This window comes from Bradyrhizobium sp. SZCCHNS1022, from assembly GCF_032484835.1.
Lineage (GTDB): Bacteria > Pseudomonadota > Alphaproteobacteria > Rhizobiales > Xanthobacteraceae > Bradyrhizobium.
Window position 1 is genome coordinate 372,024 of the sequence record NZ_JAUETT010000003.1, and the last position, 14,070, is coordinate 386,093.

Sequence of the window (14,070 nt, forward strand, 5' to 3'; positions counted from 1 at the left end):
CCGTCTGTCCGTCAGAAGCCATGTGCCGACGTCACCAACTCGGCTTCGAGCTTCGGCTGTCGCTTGAAGAGCTCTTCGATCAGCGCGTCTGCCGGCGCCCGATTGGAAAAATCGACGAAGGTGGCCTTCTCTGCGCGCGCCGACGGCGCAAAGACGCGTTTGACGATGGTCGGCGATCCCTTCAGGCCGCATTTCGAAATATCTTCCACCCCCGCGTCCTTGGCGCTCCACGTCACGATCTGAGCCCGCGCCGCGCGCAGGGCATCGATCATCGCGCCTCGGCGGATCTCGTTGGTGGCTTCCAACATCGTGACCAGACAGGGCAGCTTGGTCTTCAGCACCTGGACGCCGCCCTCGGAACGGCGCTCTGCCTCGATGGTGCGCGCGACAGGGTCAACCTCGCAGATCTTGGCGACGTAAGTGAGCTGCAACAGGCCAAGGCGCTTGGCGATACCGGGCCCGACCTGAGCGGTGTCGCCGTCGATGGTCTGCTTGCCTGTGAAGACGATATCCGGAGCGCCAAAGGTCTCGCTGATCTTGCGGATGGCGGTGGCGAGCGCATAGGTCGTGGCCAGCGTATCGGCACCGGCGAAAAAGCGATCGGTCAGCAGCACGGCCCGATCGGCGCCGAAGGTCAGCGCCTTGCGCAGCGAATCTTCCGCGGACGGCGGCCCCATGGTCAGCACTGTCACTTCGCCGCCGAACTTGTCGCGCAGCTGCAGCGCGGCCTCGAGCGCGAACAGGTCGTAAGGATTGACGATGGTCGGCACGCCCTGGCGCATGATCGTGTTGGTGACGGGGTGGACCCGGATCTGCGCGGAGTCCGGAACCTGTTTGATGCAAACCACGATATGCATGTGATCACTCCCGAGCGTGGGGCCTGCACGAGAGGACAGCAATTGTCGTACCAGTTTTCGTCATGCCGAATATCGACGCTGATTCAATTACTTCGAGAGCGCCCCTGATCTGTTGCTCAGCTTTTTTGCAGAGGTCCGACAGGTCGGATGCAGCACGCGTCGGGAATGCGACAGAGGTGAGAAAGAACAAAGCCGCCAGCATGAACGACATGCTGGCGGCTCTTTGGAATCGTTCGCGATTGTTGAAGAACTACTTCAGCGTAGTGAGCGGCACGAAAGGCTTGGGCGCCGGCTTCGGCGGCGCCACCGCTTCCTTCAGGACCTTGAACACGCGTTGATCCAACGGCGTCGAGGTGATGAAGTCCTGATAGGCCTGTTCGAGGAATGATTTGCAGCGCGCTGCGGCTTCATCATTGGACGCGCCGGTAAAATCTTCGCTAACGAGATATTGTCCCATGCGGCGCAGAATATGCAGCCGGCAGACGTTCAGGACCTTGGGATCGTAGTCGACGTCCAGGAGCTTGAAGAAGTCCTCGGCAGCCGAGGTCTTGTTCAGCTGCTCCAGCACATCAGGCATTGCGGTCATGAGTTGGCTCCTTGCATCAAAACGGGATCCGCCTCACAGGCGCTTGTGGGCGCCGGCGCAGGCGGGCCATGGCGCAGCCGCTGTTTAACGTGTGCGAGCTGCGCCTCGAGAAATTCGATCCTGTCCAGCATCACCGAAAGCGCCTCCCCTACGGGGTCCGGCATCAGATGATGGTCGAGGTCGATGCGGCCGACGGTGCGGCGATGAGTGAACTCCGGACGCACGACCTTGGCCGGGATGCCGACCACCGTAACATCCGGCGGGGTGCCCTGGATTACGACGGAATTGGCACCGACACGCGTGCGCCGGCCGACCGTGATCGGCCCAAGGATCTTGGCGCCAGCCCCGACGATCACCCCGTCTTCCAAGGTCGGATGCCGCTTGCCCGGTGACCAGGAGGTGCCGCCGAGCGTTACCCCGTGATAGAGCGTCACATCGTCGCCGATCTCGGCGGTCTCGCCGATCACGACGCAGGCGCCATGATCGATGAAGAAGCGGCGCCCGATCTGCGCCCCTGGATGAATGTCGACATTCGACAGGAAACGCCCGAGCCAGGACAACAGCCGCGCCGGGAAACGCCAGCCGCGGCTCCAGAGCCGGTGCGCCAGGCGATGCCAGATCAGGGCATGGATGCCGGGATAGGTCAGCAAGGTCTCGAATTCGCTGCGCGCCGCCGGATCGCGCGAACGGACGCAGCCGATGTCCTCGCGGATCAGTCCGAGCAGCGAGGGCGTCTTGACGACGATCGCGAGGGGTTTGGTGACGTCGGTCTGGCTGAGATCACTCATGACTAGGCAAGGCTCGCAACGGGATGATCACAGACCTCGCGCCAGATCGCCGCGACAGCTTCCTTCGGTACCGGCCCCTTGATGGTGACCGCATGCTTGCGCACATGCGCGAGAATCCGCTGCGCCTCGTCCGCGCTGGCCGGCAGCCGCAGGTCCGACAGCAGCGCGGTGATCGCCGACAGGCCGGAATGCTTGCCGATGACGATCCGGTTGGAGCGACCGAACAGGGTCGGATCGAGCGCCTGATAAGTCCGCTGATCCTTCAGCAGCCCATCGACATGAATGCCGGATTCATGGGTAAAGACATGTTCGCCGACGATGGCCTTGTTCAGCGGGATGGCACGGGCGGCCGCGGCGGCGACCACCTTGGCCACGTTGTCGAGCTCGGCCAGATCGACGCCGGTCTCGCGGCGATAGAGCTGCCGCAGGGCAACCGCAACCTCTTCCAGCGGAGCGTTGCCGGCCCGCTCGCCAAGCCCGATCACGGTGACCGAGGCATGAGTCGCTCCGGCCTTGATGGCTGCGAGCGTGTTGGCGGTCGCCAGGCCCAGATCATCGTGACCATGGAATTCGAGTTCGAGATCGGTGGTCGCACGCAATGCGGCGACCAGAGCATAGGTCGCATCGGGATCGAGCACGCTGAGCGTATCGGCAATGCGAAACCTTCGTGCACCGAGCGAGCGTGCGGTGGCGATGACTTCGGCGAGGAATCCAACCTCGGCACGCGATGAGTCCTCGCCGCCGACCGCCACATCCAGCCCGCGCTCACGGGCATAGCCGACCACCCGCTTCAAGAGCTCCAGCGCGTCCCGGCGTCCACCACCGAGCTTGGCTCCGATCTGCACGTCCGATGTCGGAATGGACACGTTCACCATCGAGACACCTGCGGCGATGGCAGCATCGACATCGGCCTCACGCATCCGGCACCAGCTGATGATGGTGGCCGGCAGGTCGGCCTCGACGATCGCCCTGATCGCTGCGATCTCGTCAGCGCCCATTGCGGGGGTGCCTGCCTCGATCTCCGGAACGCCGGCATGTGCCAGCGCGCGCGCGATCGCAAGCTTCTCGCCGAGCGCAAAGGCGACCCCCGGGGCCTGCTCACCGTCGCGCAAGGTGGTGTCGTTCAAGATCACCGGCGGCGCCGGATGATTGACCGCAGAACCGGCCTCTCGGACGATTTGGTGCCCACGCTGTCCGGGAACATCAGGCATTCACTTGGCTCCTCGCAACCTGCATCCGGGGTATCGGAGCGAGCGCCCGCCAGCCGGCTGCGGGTTTAAGGGAGCAACGGCCATGCCAGCCGCCTAAAATTCACCTAAGAATTTGAAATATAATAAGATTTCTATCTTCTGCTATTTGTCGGTTTCGCGACAGGGTCATGAATGCAACGCGAAGCAAAGCGGCCATCCCGTCGGCCGGAGACTTGCGAGAAACGCGCCTCCCGGCCAGCCCGGCAGCAGCTCAGGCGTGCCGCCTGCGACGCAGATGGATGACGACATCCACCCGCTCCATGCCGTAGCCCGGTAGCGGCTCCGGCAGATGATCGAAGCCGACATCCTCCGGCACATCGACCAGCACGCCCTCATCCTCATAGAAGAAATGCGGATGGACCGTAGTGTTGGTGTCGAAGAACGACCGCGATCCATCGACGCCGATCTGCCGTAGCAGGCCGAGCTGAGTGAACTGATTGAGCGTGTTGTAGACGGTAGCCTGGGAGATCTTCATGCCACTGGCGACGGCGGCCGCGTAGAGCGCGTCCGCGGTCACATGGCAATCGCCGTTCCCGAACAGGAGCCGGCTGAGCTGACGGCGCTGCTGGGTCGGCCGCAGTCCCGCCTGGCGTAGCGCCTCCTCACAGCGGCGCAACAGCATCTCGCCCGTGGCGCAGAGATCCGGCTCCGCGCACCCGGCCGCATCAACCGCGCAGGAAAAGCCGAATTGCGTCTCCGTGAACATCCCCACATACCTTAAGCCGTCATCGCGGCACCTGCGGCCGCCTCCTGCAGGGCGACCTGACGGCGGCGTTCCGCCATGCGACTTTCGCCGCTTTCTTCCCCGAAGCATTGATCGAAATCATTGCACTGGGTGCAGACCGGCGTCGTACACATGACGAAACCGTCGTCTTCGCAGAGCATCCGGTAGAAGAAGCGCTTCCAGCGCATATTCCTGGTGTTCCGGCTGGCGAGCGGGGCAAAATGCCGCATCAGGAGCCGGGTGAGTTCCGAGCGCTCGCGCAGCCCCAGGTCTTCCCAAAGATGATTCGGTTCCATCGCGCGCCGCGCAACCATCGCGGCGAGCCAGCGGCTGACATCACCTTCGGTCGAACGCTGCGACAGCAACAGATCCCGCACCATTGCGATCTCGTCATCGTCCGGCGCAGCGACGGCTCCGGTGATCGGCAGCCAGGACGAATCGACGGCGGCGGAAGGAAAGCACTGCGCCAACAGCGTGATCAGTTCGACGGTGGACAGGCCGACACGTTCCGCGAGCGAGCCATGCTCCATGGCCGACACCGCAATGATCGAGGCGACGACATGATGATCGAAGCTACGGTCGCCGTCGATCTCGGCATCAGCCGGATCCGATCCTGTAAGCAAGCGGTAGATCTCACGCCCGTAGCGTCGTGCGTCGTCTTGCGTGGCGTGCTCGCCGTGTCCGTCGGGCACAGACGGAGCGAGCGGAGCGGCAGCTTGCATCGATGTTGCCATGGCAGACTCCAGGTGTCCCTCGCGCCCCTTCGTCCAACGCTCTAGCAATGAGGTGCCGGCCTTCCGACGGGTGGAAGGCCGGCACCAAGACTGCTTAAGCCGTTGCGGCGAGGTCGGCGGCAGTCTTTCCGATCTGGGACTCGTCGACCGCTTTCATGATGCCGTGCTCCATCAGCATGTCTTCGAGCTCGTCCATCGTGATCGGGGTCGGGATGATGCCCTTGCCGGCATTGTTGTGAATCCGGGTCGCGAGTTCCCGGTAGTGGCCGGCCTGAACCGAATCCGGCGCATATTCCAGCACGGTCATGCGGCGCAGCTCGGCGTGCTGCACGATGTTGTCGCGCGGCACGAAGTAGATCAGCTTGGTGCCGAGCTTCTTGGCCAGGGCTTCCGCCAGCTCCAGCTCCTTGTCGGTCTGGCGCTCGTTGCAGACCAGGCCGCCGAGGCGCACGCCGCCCGAATTGGCGTACTTCAGAATCCCCTTGGAGATGTTGTTGGCGGCATACATCGCCATCATCTCGCCGGACATCACGATGTAGATTTCCTGCGCCTTGTTCTCGCGGATCGGCATCGCAAAGCCGCCGCAGACCACGTCGCCGAGCACGTCGTAGGACACGTAGTCGATGTCCTCATAGGCGCCGTTCTCTTCCAGGAAGTTGATCGAGGTGATCACGCCGCGGCCGGCGCAGCCGACCCCCGGCTCCGGACCGCCGGACTCGACGCAGCGGATGTTCTGATAGCCGACCTTCATCACCTCTTCGATCTCGAGGTCCTCGACGCTGCCCGCCGCAGCCGCCAGGCTCAGGATCGTGTCCTGCGCCTTGGCGTGCAGGATCAGGCGGGTCGAATCCGCCTTCGGGTCGCAGCCGACGATCAGGATCCGGTGGCCCATCTGGGCCAGCGCCGCCAGCGTGTTTTGCGACGTCGTCGACTTGCCGATGCCGCCCTTGCCGTAAAATGCGATTTGTCGCAGTGACATTCTGCTCTCCATCAACCGATTGCCAATGTCCCGCATGCATCAGGCGATGCGAGACCTCGTCCCTATCTCTTCAGAACCGGCAGACGGGTTATTGGGAAGGAGAGCATCGCTCGTCCGAAGCGTCGGCGTGCACCCAGCCCTCAACCATTGCCTGGCAACCCGTTTTGCAACCGACGTGCCAGAGGGGCTGCTGCGTCAAAACCGACGCGTTTCTAATGAGATGCATAAATTACCGCGGCCTGCGGCTGCTTGTTGCAAACCTGACATCGGAACGCCTTGCAAGAGCGATCGACTGCCTCGGCTGTTGGAAAGAACACAACAGACGCGCCATTCTCGCGCTCCAGCACGCGGAACAGAACTTGCTAGAAAATGGCTGCACGCTTTGCGGACGTGCGCGCGGCCATCTTCAGGAGAATGCGATGCAGATCGGCGTAGAAACAGCGAAAGCAGTCGACCAGCGGCGGGTATTCGTGATCGACGAGGACGAAATCACACGCGCTGCCCTGCAGTTCATGCTTCATGACGAGATCGAAACTCACGAACTCGCAACCCCTGAGGAAGCCTATGAGAAGGGCGTCGAATGGTTGACGCCTCATGTCGTGATGCTCGGCGTCTCATTCCTCCAGCAACGCGGCCCGGAGCTGGTCCGCGAGATCCTCGCGAAATTCCCGGGCGTACGCGTCCTGATCGTCACCACCAAAGCCGAAGAAGCCGTCGCGATCGAGGGCCTGAAGGCCGGCGCGCACGGCGCGGTGATCAAGCCATTGACGATCGAAGCGGTGCGCAAGAAGGTCGACACCATTCTCGGCCGCGCCGGCGGCGCCACGTTGGTCCAGCTCGGCGGCTTCTGACATGACGTTGGTCGTGTTCTACGAGAAGCCGGGCTGCGGAACCAATGCGCGGCAGAAACTGATGCTGGAGCGCGCCGGCCATACAGTGATCGCTAAAAATCTACTGTCGGAGCCGTGGACAGGAGAGCGACTGCGCATCTTCTTCGCGGACACCCCGGTATCAGCCTGGTTCAATCCGGCCGCTCCGCGGATCAAATCCGGAGAGATCAAACCGGAGGCGATCGGCGCCGTTGCCGCCATCGACCTGATGCTCGAAGATCCGCTGCTGATACGCAGACCCTTGATCGAGGCCGACGGCCAATGCTGCGCCGGCTTCGAGCGCGAGCCGGTGCCGTCATTGTTGGGTCATCGCGATCTCGACGATGTTCAGGGCTGCACGCGCCAGGACGCTTCCACGACTCCCTGCCCGGAGCCGCGCTAAGCGGCTCCGGATTGGCTTTATCGCTTCAACACCATCACGAGCCGATCGACACGCTTGCCCTGCTTGAAATGGGACTCGACAATCTCGTCGATGTCCTCAGGGCTGGTCGGCCGATACCAGATGCCGTCAGGATAGACCACCATCATCGGACCGGCGCTGCAGAACCCGAAGCAGCCGGCGGCAGTCACGCCGATATCGGTCAGCCGCTGCGCTTCGATGGTCTTGGTGAGGCGATCCCACAGCGGCTGCACGCCGAGCGCACCGCAGCTGCCGCGCGGATGTTGCGGCGGCCGCTGCGTCAGACAAACAAAGGCGTGATACTTGTAGAGCTGCGGAATCTCGAAATCGTCGTCAGCCTCGATGGTAACCTCGCTCATGACGCCGCTGCCTTGATGCCCTTCTCGGCCAGCAGCGTCCCGAGCTCGCCAGCCTGGAACATCTCGCGTACGATGTCGCAGCCACCGACGAACTCGCCCTTGACATAGAGCTGCGGGATAGTCGGCCAGTTCGAGAATTCCTTGATCCCTTCACGGATGAACGGATCGGCGAGGACGTTGACGCTCTCATACGGCACCTCGAGCTTGGCCAGGATCTGTGCCACGGCAGCGGAGAAGCCGCATTGCGGCGCCGCCGGCACGCCCTTCATGAAGAGAACGATATCATTGCCGTCGATCAGCTTTTGAATGCGTTCGGATGTCGACATTTGTCCGATCCTTTCACCTCTGGATGCAACCGTTCACTTCGGCGGCATTTCACTTCGGCAGCGCCGTCTCGAGCGCCAGCGCGTGCAGAATACCGCCCATCTGTCCCTTCAGCGCCGCATAAACCATCTGATGTTGCTGCACGCGACTCTTGCCGGTGAAGGCGGCTGACGTGATCCGGGCGGAATAGTGGTCGCCGTCGCCCGCCAGATCCTCGATCACGACCACGGCATCCGGAAACGCATCCTTTATCATGCGCTCGATATCAGTTGCGGCCATCGCCATCGCAACACACTCCTGCTGGAACGATGGCGCTCATGCAAGGTCCGAACCAATCGCGAAAACGCTGTTGAAAGCAGCTTCGTAGTCGCACCGAATGGACTCCGCCCTGCGGCTTGCGTCGCATTTGCGACAGGCGCGCGTTTGGGAGCGCAATGCAGCGTACCAAATGCAACATGCGAAAGCGGCTCAGCCGGTTCTCGTCTGCGCAACGCGCGCACCAGGCGGCGCAAGAACGGTCCGCGTCTTGCAACGCATTGATCGAGGTCAATACAATGCTCGAATTGGTGTCCGAACCCGACACGATCAACTTCGGCGACCTGCCGGACGAGATCGACGCGCTGTTGCAGCAGGGTGTCGCTGCCTATCGGCGCGATCATGCGCGAGCCGACCGCCTGTTCCGGCAGGCGCTCGCGGCGGCGCCGGCAGAGCTTCCGACCTATTTCTGCCTCTACAAGATCCACACCTATCAAGGCAATCTCGACGAGGCCAAAGCGGTTGCCGAGCTCGGGCTGCAAGAGGCGGCGCGTCAAGCCGGCTGGTCTCACGATTGGCGGCAATGGACGCCACAAACGCCAATTCCCGACGGCGCCGGCCGCTTCGCGCTCTACACCCTGAAAGCCCTCGCCTTCATTCACCTGCGCAAGGATGAACGCGACCACGCGCGGCAGATGCTCAACGCGCTACGACAGCTCGATCCCGCCGGCGCCGTCGGGTGGCCGGTCGTCGCGGCGCTCGCCGATGGCATCGGTTAAGGGAGGGGGCGGCATGGCACTTCGTTTGCACAATCAGGACGAGGACCTTCCTAACACCATTGTGCCTGTCGGGAGCTTCAATCCCGACCAGGGCCCGGATCCGAGAGGAGAACTCGCATGAACGACATGCAAGCCGTCACCGCTCCAGCCAATATGTCGACGACCATGGCCACGGGATCACGGGACGCAGCTGAAAGCGTCATCGCAGCGCTCCGCACGGTTTATGATCCCGAGATCCCCGTCAACATCTATGACCTCGGCCTGGTCTACCGCATCTCCCACCAGGGCGGCGGTGCCGTCGAGATCGACATGACGCTGACCGCGCCCGGCTGCCCGGTGGCCAGCGAAATCGTGCGCATGGTCGAAGAAGCCGTTTCAAGCGTCGATGGCGTTCAATCGGTCAAGGTGACCTTGGTGTTCGAGCCGCCGTGGGACAAGTCGCGGATGTCCGAAGACGTCGCGTTGGAGCTTGGATTGTTATAGCACGCCGCGCGCGCTGCTTGGGCCGTATCGGATAAGGGAGCTTCGCATGGCTACAGAAAGCACGATCAAGCTGACCGCCAATGATGGACACACGTTCTCGGCCTATCGCGCCGATCCGGCAGACACGCCCAAAGGGGCGATTATCGTACTGCCCGATGCCGCGAACGACGAGGGCAAGATCCGCAAGGTGGCCGAAGGCTTCGCCGCGAGCGGCTATCTTGTGATCGCCCCTGCTCTCTCGGAGCCTGCCACGCCGGCTCAGGCAGATGGTGACGGTGAGGCGACTGCTCCTTCCGATCCCGCAGCGCCCCTCTTCGCCGAGCTTCAATCCACGGTCGACAGTATCAGCGACTGCGGCAAGATCGCAGTGATCGGCTATGGCGTCGGCGGAGGTCTAGCCTACACCGCGGCAAATCGCGTTACGGGACTCGCCTGCGCCGTCTCCTATTACGGCACCGGGATCATCGAGAACGCCGGCGCGAAGCGGAAAATTCCAACTCTTCTCCACTTCGGTGAAGCCGATGCCGTCGTTCCCTTCGCCGAAGTCGGCCAGTTCAGGGCCTACCATCCCGAGGTAAGCGCATTTTCCTATCCCGGGGTAGCGCATGATTTCGATGACGACGGCACGAGCTATGATGAGACCGCAAGCAAGCTTGCGCACGACCGGACCATGACCTGGATCTCCCAATATGTCGTCGGCCAGCCGCCGGTCGCCTTGAAAAACGCGGGCGCCTACGCCCTCGCCAAGACCGACAAGAAAAAGAAGAAGAAGGCAGACGACGACATGGGTCCGCCGATGGACTGAGGGAGGAGCCGCGATGCTGCCGACCACGATCCTGATCGACGAGCGGCCGCGCTGCGTGGTGCGGCCCAACGACACCAAGGATCTCAACCGGTTCATCCGGAACGGCAAGCCGTATCTGCTCGCCGACAAGCCGGACGGCAAAATCACCCATCGCAATGCCAGCAACGCCGAACTGTCGCAATGGCAGAACGCGCTGGCGCTGCATCGCGCCTGGGGCGGCGACGATGAGAGCTTTTTCGGTGTGCCGTTGTGTGCACCGGTCATAGATCCATAGGGGGAAGGCGGCACCGGCCGCATTTGGTCGCGTCGATCGAAGTGCGCCGTGCCCGCCAGTCCATCGATGTCATCGGCGACACAGTCGGTGGGTAAGCTTCGCCTTGCCGGCCCTAACAGCCGTTGCTCATCCTGCCGTCTCGTGAAATCTCAACTCAAGGCCGTGCTGCGCGCGCATCGTGCGGATTGCCGGCCTGGTTGCGCATCCAGTCCGCGAGCTTGGTCATGGCGGCATCGACATCCTGCCGCGCTTGCGCGTCGGCCACGGTCTCCTCGAGCGCGCCACGCATGCAGAGCAACCAGGCGTCGCGCTCGGAAGCTCCGATGCTGAAGCCCATATGGCGCTGGCGGAGCCGCGGATGACCCTTCTCCGGCGAGTAGAGTTTTGGGCCGCCCAGCCATTCCGAAAGATACCGCTTCAAGGTCCGCTTGGTCGGTCCGAGATCGTTCGGGTGCATGTCGCGGATCACCTTGGCTTCCGGCAGGCTGTCCATGCGCCGATAGAAGGCTTCGACCAGCCGGTCGACGATGATGGCACCGCCGATCCGCTGATAGGGTGTTACGACCGTTTCCGTCTCGGACATCAGTGCTTTCCGCTCTCTTGCTACTCGTCCATGCTGGGCTGCAGGATCACCTCGGCCGGCGCGCCCGGCCCCTGCTCGTCGATGAGCTGAAGCGCGTCAACCCGGGAGAGTCCTGCGCCGCTGTCCATCAGGACGATAGCGTCCCTCGGCATGCTCGCAAGGGCCTCGATCAACTTGGCAACCGTCACGGATCCGGCTCCTCCACACGTTACGCACTGGCGACCCCGGCAATCTGAGCTCCAGTGTCGTCGAAACGCAACGTCACCGGGTCCTCATCCAGCATCACGATCTCTGCGCGGCTCAACGTACCGTTGGCGTGATAATGATACCGATGGATGAGCTCGATCTCGCCATAGACCACCTTCTCGAAGCCCATCAAGGCGCCGGCGCGATCGAAGTAGCCCCGGATGAAGGTGTTGCGGTTCGACAGCTGGTCCGGCGCGATCGCGTTGACGAGCCGTAGCGGCAGCCTGACGCCGGTATAGGACACAAAGAAACGCGTGTCCTGCTCCACACCGCTTGTCATGCTGGCCGCCCAGACTTCATAGCTTCGCCGGTCGCCCTATCAGGACGCCACAGCGGTCTTCAGGGCGTCGACCTGCTCGCGTGCAACCTTGAACACGCCACGCCCCCCCGCGAAGGTCTGATACGCTTTCATGCCGATAGCATCGCTCAGCCGGTCGAACCATTGCTGTGGCGTAAGTCCGGACGGACGCTCGCCGATCTCAGCGACGGTGCCGTCCGAGGCGAACCTGACATGAACCACGACGTTCTGCTGTTCCATCTGATCCTCCTTACGCGTCACAGACCCGAGGCAAAGCCCAGAAGTTCGATCTTGACGTTCTCGGTGCCGAGGATCGTCGCCTGGCAAGCCAAGCGGGACTTCGAGCCGACGCCGACGATGGTGTCGAGCTTCTCGTTCTCGAGCTTTGCGACCTTGGAGACGCCCTTGCGGCCTTCATGCACGAAGATGTGGCAGGAGCCGCATTTCGCCTGTCCCTCGCATTTATGCTGGATTTCGATATTGGCCCCGAGCAGCGCAGCGAGGATGGTCGTTCCCTCGCCGACTTCGATGGTCTGGCCCGCGGGCATCACCGTCAAGGTTGTCATTGGATTCTCCTTCTCCAGTTTGACTTGCTCTAATAGATTGCCGATCCTGCACCGACATTGACCGATGCGTCCTTCATCGTCGCAACGATAAAGGCGATCTGGTCGGCGGTGAGGTGGACGTGGAACGGCAACGCCACGACGCGATCTGCGACCTTTTCCGTCACCAGATAATCGCCGCGGCGATAGCCGAGATCGAAATAATGCCGCTGCAGATGCAGCGGATTCGAATAAGCAACCGCTTCGACCCGCTCCACCCGCAGATCCTCGACGATCGAATCACGGCTCGACCGCGAAAAGCGCGTGCCGAGGTGCACCTGATAAAGAAACCAGTTCACATCCGTGACATCGGGTCCGACATAGGGGTCCTTGATGCCTTCAAACGATTGCACCTGGCTGTAATAAATCTGCTCGATCAGCTTGCGGCGCTCGAGGATCTCCTCGATCCGCTTCAGCTGCGCCAGACCGAGCGCTGCCGTCACGTCGCTCATGACCGCATGGTGAGATGCCGCGCTGCTGACAACGACCGAGGCACGCTCGTCCAGACGATGCGATCGATGCCGCCGCATCGCGACCGCGAGATCAACGTCATCCGTGACGACCATGCCGCCCTCGCCGCAGGTCATTGCGAAGGGCTGGCCGAAGTCGAAAATGGCGACCTCGCCGAAGCTCCCGACCAGCGCTCCCTTATATTTCGAGCCGATCGCCTCGGTGGAATCTTCGAGCAGCGGCAGCCGGTGCTTCTTCGCCATTTCGCGCAAGTCAGTCCACTGCGCCGGATGGCCATTGGTGTTTCCGACCACGATCGCCTTGGTCTTCTCGGTGATCCGTGTCTCGACCTTGGCCGGCGCGAGCGTGCCGGAATAATAGTCGATGTCGGCAAACACGGGGCGTGCGCCCACGATGCTGATCGCATGCGCGATCTCGCGAAAGGAATAGGACGAAGCAATCACCTCGTCGCCGGGACCGATATCGTAGGCCTTCAACGCGATCAGGAGCCCAAGCGTGCCGCTCGGAACCGCGATCGCATATTTGCGGCCGAGATAGGCGGCAAACGCGGCCTCGAACTCTTCGACCAACGGACCGTTCGACAGCCGCGGCGAACGCAAGCTCGCCTCGACCGCTTCGATTTCGGCCACCGTGATGTCGGGATCCGACAGCGGAATGAACCCGGAACTCACGGGGGTGAGGACCGTCTCCTCGTCGTCGATCCTGTCGGCATCGTGAACCAAGACCGGCTTGCTCATGATCGCTCGCTCCGTTTGGCCAGGATCAGCCCCGTCGCTCGCGCCGGATCGGCGGTCACCTGGGCGCAGTGGTCGCTGGCATCGAGCAGATGCAGATCAAAGGCGGGATAGCTGCGGAACGGCGCTTCCGTCACGTCGGAGGCATCGCATCTGGTCAACGCGAGATGCGGAAACCGCTTCCGGAGTTCACCAAAGGCAAGGCCGCTCGCGTCGGGCCCGGTGAGGACCTGCTCGATCTCGCTCAATTCCTGCTCGGCAAGTGCCATCGCCCGTCCCTTCGCTCTACTGCCAGAATATCCGTTCCGGATCGAGGTTCAGCTCGTGCAGAGCCGCGGTCAGCCGCTGATGCACGCTGTGCAAGTCCCACGCGCCTTTGCCGTGGTCTTTCCAGAGCAGCCGCCACATCCCGTTCACCCGATCGTGGCAGAGCAGTGCGACATCGACGATGCCGCCGGCCTTGTCGATATTGCGCGAGCAGCACGGGCTTTTGATATGATAGCCGTCGGTCGCCGGCTCGACGAAAGGTTCGACATAGCGATACCGCTTGCGCGATTTCAACGCGCGCTCGATCCGCTTGCGATCCAGTTCGTTCGGATGCGCTGGAATGATCGGCAAGGATTTGATCGCGATGGCAGCCATGGCGCAT

General features: G+C 62.5%; 24 protein-coding genes. 6 read left to right on the top strand and 18 right to left on the bottom strand.

The window, feature by feature from the left end; genetic code table 11:
• Nucleotides 1–11 precede the first annotated feature (11 nt).
• From QX071_RS21250 to nifH, 7 genes are all read right to left on the bottom strand, one after another.
• A complete protein-coding gene (locus QX071_RS21250) occupies nucleotides 12–857 on the bottom strand; it encodes an electron transfer flavoprotein subunit beta/FixA family protein (protein WP_315704630.1) in 846 nt (281 codons plus the stop codon).
• Between the two features lie 250 nt (nucleotides 858–1,107).
• Complete coding sequence (gene nifW, locus QX071_RS21255; RefSeq protein WP_315704631.1) at nucleotides 1,108–1,443, bottom strand: nitrogenase stabilizing/protective protein NifW; 336 nt, start codon at nucleotides 1,441–1,443, stop codon at nucleotides 1,108–1,110.
• A complete protein-coding gene (gene cysE, locus QX071_RS21260; protein WP_315704632.1) occupies nucleotides 1,440–2,231 on the bottom strand; it encodes a serine O-acetyltransferase in 792 nt (263 codons plus the stop codon). The genes nifW and cysE overlap by 4 nt, the downstream gene beginning before the upstream one ends.
• 2 nt (nucleotides 2,232–2,233) lie before the next feature.
• On the bottom strand, nucleotides 2,234–3,442 hold the full coding sequence (nifV, locus tag QX071_RS21265; protein ID WP_315704633.1) for a homocitrate synthase: 1,209 nt from the start codon (nucleotides 3,440–3,442) through the stop codon (nucleotides 2,234–2,236).
• A gap of 250 nt (nucleotides 3,443–3,692) precedes the next feature.
• Entirely contained in the window at nucleotides 3,693–4,187 is a 495-nt protein-coding gene (gene irrA / locus QX071_RS21270) for an iron response transcriptional regulator IrrA (RefSeq protein ID WP_315704634.1), read from the bottom strand.
• 11 nt (nucleotides 4,188–4,198) lie between these two features.
• Nucleotides 4,199–4,939: a nitrogen fixation protein NifQ gene (locus QX071_RS21275; protein ID WP_409977574.1), complete on the bottom strand. Its 741-nt coding sequence runs from the start codon at nucleotides 4,937–4,939 to the stop codon at nucleotides 4,199–4,201.
• 94 nt (nucleotides 4,940–5,033) lie between these two features.
• The gene (gene nifH, locus QX071_RS21280; protein WP_315704635.1) at nucleotides 5,034–5,930 is read right to left on the bottom strand and encodes a nitrogenase iron protein; all 897 of its coding nucleotides are present in this window, start codon (nucleotides 5,928–5,930) and stop codon (nucleotides 5,034–5,036) included.
• Nucleotides 5,931–6,337: 407 nt separating this feature from the next.
• Here nifH and QX071_RS21285 point away from each other — a divergent pair, with 407 nt between their 5' ends.
• Both QX071_RS21285 and QX071_RS21290 read left to right on the top strand, forming a co-directional pair.
• A complete protein-coding gene (locus tag QX071_RS21285; RefSeq protein WP_315704636.1) occupies nucleotides 6,338–6,769 on the top strand; it encodes a response regulator in 432 nt (143 codons plus the stop codon).
• Nucleotide 6,770: 1 nt separating this feature from the next.
• On the top strand, nucleotides 6,771–7,190 hold the full coding sequence (locus tag QX071_RS21290) for an ArsC/Spx/MgsR family protein (protein ID WP_315704637.1): 420 nt from the start codon (nucleotides 6,771–6,773) through the stop codon (nucleotides 7,188–7,190).
• Nucleotides 7,191–7,207: 17 nt separating this feature from the next.
• Here the strand turns inward: QX071_RS21290 and QX071_RS21295 are convergent, their stop codons facing one another.
• The 3 genes from QX071_RS21295 to QX071_RS21305 are packed head-to-tail and all read right to left on the bottom strand — an operon-like array spanning nucleotide 7,208 to nucleotide 8,176.
• The gene (locus tag QX071_RS21295; RefSeq protein WP_315704638.1) at nucleotides 7,208–7,567 is read right to left on the bottom strand and encodes a (2Fe-2S) ferredoxin domain-containing protein; all 360 of its coding nucleotides are present in this window, start codon (nucleotides 7,565–7,567) and stop codon (nucleotides 7,208–7,210) included.
• On the bottom strand, nucleotides 7,564–7,893 hold the full coding sequence (grxD, locus tag QX071_RS21300; protein WP_315704639.1) for a Grx4 family monothiol glutaredoxin: 330 nt from the start codon (nucleotides 7,891–7,893) through the stop codon (nucleotides 7,564–7,566). Before grxD ends, QX071_RS21295 begins: the two co-directional genes overlap by 4 nt.
• Nucleotides 7,894–7,942: 49 nt before the next feature.
• Nucleotides 7,943–8,176, bottom strand: coding sequence for a BolA family transcriptional regulator (locus QX071_RS21305; RefSeq protein WP_315704640.1), 234 nt, complete (start codon nucleotides 8,174–8,176; stop codon nucleotides 7,943–7,945).
• Between the two features lie 269 nt (nucleotides 8,177–8,445).
• Here QX071_RS21305 and QX071_RS21310 point away from each other — a divergent pair, with 269 nt between their 5' ends.
• The 4 genes from QX071_RS21310 to QX071_RS21325 all read left to right on the top strand — a co-directional run bounded on the left by QX071_RS21310 (nucleotide 8,446) and on the right by QX071_RS21325 (nucleotide 10,487).
• Nucleotides 8,446–8,925, top strand: coding sequence for a hypothetical protein (locus QX071_RS21310; RefSeq protein ID WP_315704641.1), 480 nt, complete (start codon nucleotides 8,446–8,448; stop codon nucleotides 8,923–8,925).
• Between the two features lie 117 nt (nucleotides 8,926–9,042).
• A complete protein-coding gene (locus QX071_RS21315) occupies nucleotides 9,043–9,408 on the top strand; it encodes an iron-sulfur cluster assembly protein (protein ID WP_315704642.1) in 366 nt (121 codons plus the stop codon).
• A 46-nt stretch (nucleotides 9,409–9,454) separates the two neighbouring features.
• Nucleotides 9,455–10,213 (top strand): dienelactone hydrolase family protein, encoded by a 759-nt coding sequence (locus QX071_RS21320; protein WP_315704643.1) that lies wholly within the window; start codon nucleotides 9,455–9,457, stop codon nucleotides 10,211–10,213.
• A 13-nt stretch (nucleotides 10,214–10,226) separates the two neighbouring features.
• A complete protein-coding gene (locus tag QX071_RS21325; protein ID WP_315704644.1) occupies nucleotides 10,227–10,487 on the top strand; it encodes a hypothetical protein in 261 nt (86 codons plus the stop codon).
• A gap of 154 nt (nucleotides 10,488–10,641) precedes the next feature.
• On the opposite strand, the gene QX071_RS21330 is transcribed toward QX071_RS21325, so the two are convergent.
• Genes QX071_RS21330 through QX071_RS21365 form a run of 8 tightly spaced genes read right to left on the bottom strand, consistent with a single transcriptional unit; the run spans nucleotide 10,642 to nucleotide 14,063 of the window.
• Nucleotides 10,642–11,070: a group II truncated hemoglobin gene (locus QX071_RS21330; RefSeq protein WP_315704645.1), complete on the bottom strand. Its 429-nt coding sequence runs from the start codon at nucleotides 11,068–11,070 to the stop codon at nucleotides 10,642–10,644.
• 20 nt (nucleotides 11,071–11,090) lie between these two features.
• Nucleotides 11,091–11,258, bottom strand: coding sequence for a hypothetical protein (locus QX071_RS21335; protein WP_315704646.1), 168 nt, complete (start codon nucleotides 11,256–11,258; stop codon nucleotides 11,091–11,093).
• 20 nt (nucleotides 11,259–11,278) lie between these two features.
• Complete coding sequence (locus tag QX071_RS21340) at nucleotides 11,279–11,596, bottom strand: DUF6156 family protein (protein WP_315704647.1); 318 nt, start codon at nucleotides 11,594–11,596, stop codon at nucleotides 11,279–11,281.
• A 39-nt stretch (nucleotides 11,597–11,635) separates the two neighbouring features.
• Complete coding sequence (locus QX071_RS21345) at nucleotides 11,636–11,854, bottom strand: hypothetical protein (RefSeq protein WP_315704648.1); 219 nt, start codon at nucleotides 11,852–11,854, stop codon at nucleotides 11,636–11,638.
• Between the two features lie 17 nt (nucleotides 11,855–11,871).
• Nucleotides 11,872–12,180 (bottom strand): 2Fe-2S iron-sulfur cluster-binding protein, encoded by a 309-nt coding sequence (locus QX071_RS21350; protein ID WP_315704649.1) that lies wholly within the window; start codon nucleotides 12,178–12,180, stop codon nucleotides 11,872–11,874.
• A gap of 29 nt (nucleotides 12,181–12,209) precedes the next feature.
• A complete protein-coding gene (locus QX071_RS21355; protein ID WP_315704650.1) occupies nucleotides 12,210–13,424 on the bottom strand; it encodes a DegT/DnrJ/EryC1/StrS family aminotransferase in 1,215 nt (404 codons plus the stop codon).
• A complete protein-coding gene (locus tag QX071_RS21360) occupies nucleotides 13,421–13,690 on the bottom strand; it encodes a hypothetical protein (RefSeq protein ID WP_315704651.1) in 270 nt (89 codons plus the stop codon). Before QX071_RS21360 ends, QX071_RS21355 begins: the two co-directional genes overlap by 4 nt.
• 16 nt (nucleotides 13,691–13,706) lie before the next feature.
• A complete protein-coding gene (locus tag QX071_RS21365) occupies nucleotides 13,707–14,063 on the bottom strand; it encodes a DUF3024 domain-containing protein (RefSeq protein ID WP_315704652.1) in 357 nt (118 codons plus the stop codon).
• Nucleotides 14,064–14,070 lie beyond the last annotated feature (7 nt).